The organism is Candidatus Binatia bacterium, from assembly GCA_036382395.1.
GTDB lineage: Bacteria > Desulfobacterota > Binatia > HRBIN30 > HRBIN30 > JAGDMS01.
This window is the reverse complement of sequence record DASVHW010000368.1, coordinates 1-3,004: the sequence shown is the minus strand read 5'-3', so window position 1 is coordinate 3,004 and position 3,004 is coordinate 1. Positions and strand designations below refer to the sequence as shown.

At 63.6% G+C, this 3,004-nt stretch carries 5 protein-coding genes and 1 pseudogene; all 6 read left to right on the top strand.

What is annotated here, in order from left to right; all coding sequences use genetic code 11:
* Window positions 1–266: 266 nt before the first annotated feature.
* Entirely contained in the window at window positions 267–497 is a 231-nt protein-coding gene (locus tag VF515_17720) for a hypothetical protein (GenBank protein ID HEX7409470.1), read from the top strand.
* On the top strand, window positions 494–877 hold the full coding sequence (locus VF515_17715) for a retropepsin-like aspartic protease (GenBank protein HEX7409469.1): 384 nt from the start codon (window positions 494–496) through the stop codon (window positions 875–877). Before VF515_17720 ends, VF515_17715 begins: the two co-directional genes overlap by 4 nt.
* A gap of 4 nt (window positions 878–881) precedes the next feature.
* Window positions 882–1,043, top strand: a pseudogene (locus VF515_17710) (type I restriction-modification system subunit M N-terminal domain-containing protein).
* A gap of 262 nt (window positions 1,044–1,305) precedes the next feature.
* Window positions 1,306–1,752 carry a nucleotidyltransferase domain-containing protein gene (locus VF515_17705; GenBank protein HEX7409468.1) on the top strand — a complete coding sequence of 149 codons (447 nt, stop codon included), beginning with the start codon at window positions 1,306–1,308 and terminating at the stop codon, window positions 1,750–1,752.
* 262 nt (window positions 1,753–2,014) lie between these two features.
* The gene (locus tag VF515_17700) at window positions 2,015–2,335 is read left to right on the top strand and encodes a hypothetical protein (protein HEX7409467.1); all 321 of its coding nucleotides are present in this window, start codon (window positions 2,015–2,017) and stop codon (window positions 2,333–2,335) included.
* Window positions 2,336–2,467: 132 nt separating this feature from the next.
* On the top strand, window positions 2,468–3,004 hold a 537-nt coding region (locus VF515_17695; GenBank protein HEX7409466.1), incomplete at its 3' end, for a DEAD/DEAH box helicase.

The following is a 3,004-nucleotide window of genomic DNA, read 5'->3' as shown; positions in this document are numbered from 1 at the left end:
GTAGACACCTTCCGACTGACCGAAGACGAACTCGCCCGGGAAGCCCGCCTTGCCTGAGGTCATCTGCGACACCTCGCCGCTGCAGTATTTGCATCAAATCGGCCAGCTCCGGCTACTTCCGGAGCTGGCGCGACGTATGGTCGTTCCATCTGCTGTCGTTGAAGAAATCGCGACTGGGCGCGTGCGGGGAGTCATCTTCAGGGGCCGTATCGAAGGGTGCCCGCCGTCAACGGACTTTATGTGCAAAGCCGTAAGGAGGATCAACCATGAGCGATGAAGTGCTGACAGTCGCCCAAATCGAAACCCGATTCCCTGCTGAGTGGGTACTGGTCGAAGCCCCGGACACCGACACCACGTTGAGAGTGCAAGGTGGAACCGTGCGCTGGCACAGCACGGACCGCGACGAAGTCTACCGCAAGGCCGTCGAGCTGCGGCCGCCACGATTCGCCATCTTGTACACGGGCAAGATGCCCAAGGACACCGCGATTGTTCTATGAGCATTCCCTTTGATCCTCGCGAGGGGCTGATCATCGTTCCGGCGGAACTGTGGGGACCGAGCGGCAGTGTTGTCCTGCGACTCGCCCTCGACACCGGAGCGACAAGCACCGTCGTGAACGTTGGGATGCTGGTGGCCATCGGCTACGCCCCGGCCCTCGCTCCCGATCGCGTGCAGGTCACCACCGGCAGCGGGGTTGAGTTCGCACCGCGGATCACCTTGCGGCAGATCGCCGCTCTCGAGCAACAGCGAACCGATTTCGCTGTGCTCGGCCACACATTGCCGCCCAGTGCCGGCGTCGACGGGTTGCTTGGGTTGGACTACGTGCGCGGCCTGCGGCTCACAGTCGACTTGCGTAGCGGGCTAGCGTTGCTGGAGTAGCGCCATGATCACCGGACAATTGCGTAGCGAGATCGACAAACTCTGGACCGAGTTCTGGACCGGCGGGATCACCAACCCAATGACGGTCATCGAACAGATCTCGTTCTTCATGTTCGTGCGCCTGCTCGACATCGCCGTGTCGCGCAATGAAAAGCTGGCGGCACGGCTGCAGAGCAGCGGGCAGCTCAAGTCGTTGGTCGCATAGAGCCGCGGACGGGGCTATCAAACGGCCAGCGGCCCCGTATGCGCGGATGAGCTGGCCGAGTGCCCTCTGTGTTGGGCGCGTCTCGGCACCGAGGCGCAGCGACGAGAACTCCGCGCCAACGGTGGTGGCGCGTAGCGTCAACCACTTTTCGCGCGTTGCGACCTGCTTCCAGTGCCGTCGTCGCGATGCAGTGGGGGCGCAATCTGTGCTAGAGTCCCCAATCATGGACGCCATCCGCCACCTCACCGCTGATGTAGCGCGTACGGCGGCGAGTGGTGCGGCGCAGGAGCTGGCTCGGGACTTGCGCGTCAAGCTGGTATATCTCTTCGGCTCGGCAGCGGACCCAGAGCGCAAGCTCGTGCGTGACCTCGACCTCGCCGTCCTCACCGACCCACCGCTGTCGCTAGATGAGCTGATGCGGCTGCGGGCGGACGCGGCGGCCACAACCGGTGTGCCCATCGATCTCGTATCGCTCAACGAAGCCTCCGTGGTGCTGGCGCACGAGGTCGCGGCAACGGGAACATGCCTCTACGCGCGTGATCCTGACGTCGACACCGAGTTCGTTACCCGCGCGCTCGCTCGCTACTGGGACTTCAAGCCGTTTCTGGAAGAACAATGGCGCCTGACCGGCGAACGCCTGGAGGAACGGCGGCGTGGTCCTCAGAGCTGACGCACTCCGGGAGCGCCTGCAGAACTTGGATGAGGTCATCTCTCGCCTTGAACGGGTGAACCGCACCACGAAGGGGTAGGCTGAGGGCAGCCAATCTGCCTTGGTCAAGCCGGCCGCAAAGCAGTCGCATCTGTTTTCTCATCTCCCTTCCAATCATCAGCCACATCATGGTAGCCTACAAGTATATTGACATGACGGCCATCAGTGTAGTAACTGCACTGTACTGCGTGGCAACCGTCAACCTAAACTACGAGGGTGAACAATGGCAGACGACAAGATCAAGCTCGGAGTGCTCTGGAAGAATCTCAGTCGGGAGGGCAACAAGCCCTACCTGTCCGGCCGAGTCCAGCAGGACAACCTCGACGCCGCCGTGCAGCTGCTCCGCAACGGCGGCCGCTTCCTGGTCCTCAGCAGCAAGAAGCGTCCCGATAAACAGGATCCCGACTGCGAGATCTTTGTGGTGCCCGAACCGGAACGAGGTGAGGAACGCAGTAGCGGAGCGCCGGCCGCCCAGCCTCACACGAGACCGGGAGCCGAACAGAACCGGCAGCGGGCGGGCACGGGAACGCGGCCTCGGCGTTGAACCGCGTTGATCGTCGCTGCCTGTCGCACCGCGTTCCCGTCGCGCGGGATTGCCGCGGCGCGGCGTCCCCGGTCGTAACCCCAGGCCCTCTTGCCAGCGCAAGCATGCTATGTTTGTACTGGTATCGGTCCCGTGAAAATCGAGTTCTTTCATCCCCTGGTTGCGCGTTGGTTTGCCGAACGCTTCGGTGAGCCGACGGCGCCGCAGGCGGCGGGCTGGCAGCACATCGCTGCCGGTGAAGACACACTGATTGCGGCGCCGACCGGTTCCGGTAAGACGTTGGCCGCATTTCTCTGGGCGATCAACCGGCTGGTCACCGCGGCCGCCATGGGTCCATTGGAAGACAGAACCAGCGTGGTCTACGTTTCACCGCTCAAGGCGCTGGGCAACGACATCCAGAAGAATCTTCAGGAACCGCTGGCGGAGATTCAGCGCCTCGCCTCCGCGGACGGTGTGGCGCTGCCGGACATCCGCGTGCTGGTGCGCAGCGGCGATACGCCCGCGTGCGAGCGCCAGCGCATGTTGCGGCGGCCGCCCCATATCCTCATCACCACGCCCGAGTCGCTCTACATCTTGCTCACCGCCGAGCGCAGTCGGCGCATGCTGGCGACGGCGGAGACCGTGATTGTCGACGAGATCCACGCGGTTGCCGGCGACAAGCGCGGCGCG

Bases quoted from the DNA above. Each gene is read 5' to 3' on its own strand.
- VF515_17720 (HEX7409470.1), top strand. From the start codon at position 267: ATGAGCGATGAAGTGCTGACAGTCGCCCAAATCGAAACCCGATTCCCT.
- VF515_17715 (HEX7409469.1), top strand. From the start codon at position 494: ATGAGCATTCCCTTTGATCCTCGCGAGGGGCTGATCATCGTTCCGGCG.
- VF515_17705 (HEX7409468.1), top strand. From the start codon at position 1,306: ATGGACGCCATCCGCCACCTCACCGCTGATGTAGCGCGTACGGCGGCG.
- VF515_17700 (HEX7409467.1), top strand. From the start codon at position 2,015: ATGGCAGACGACAAGATCAAGCTCGGAGTGCTCTGGAAGAATCTCAGT.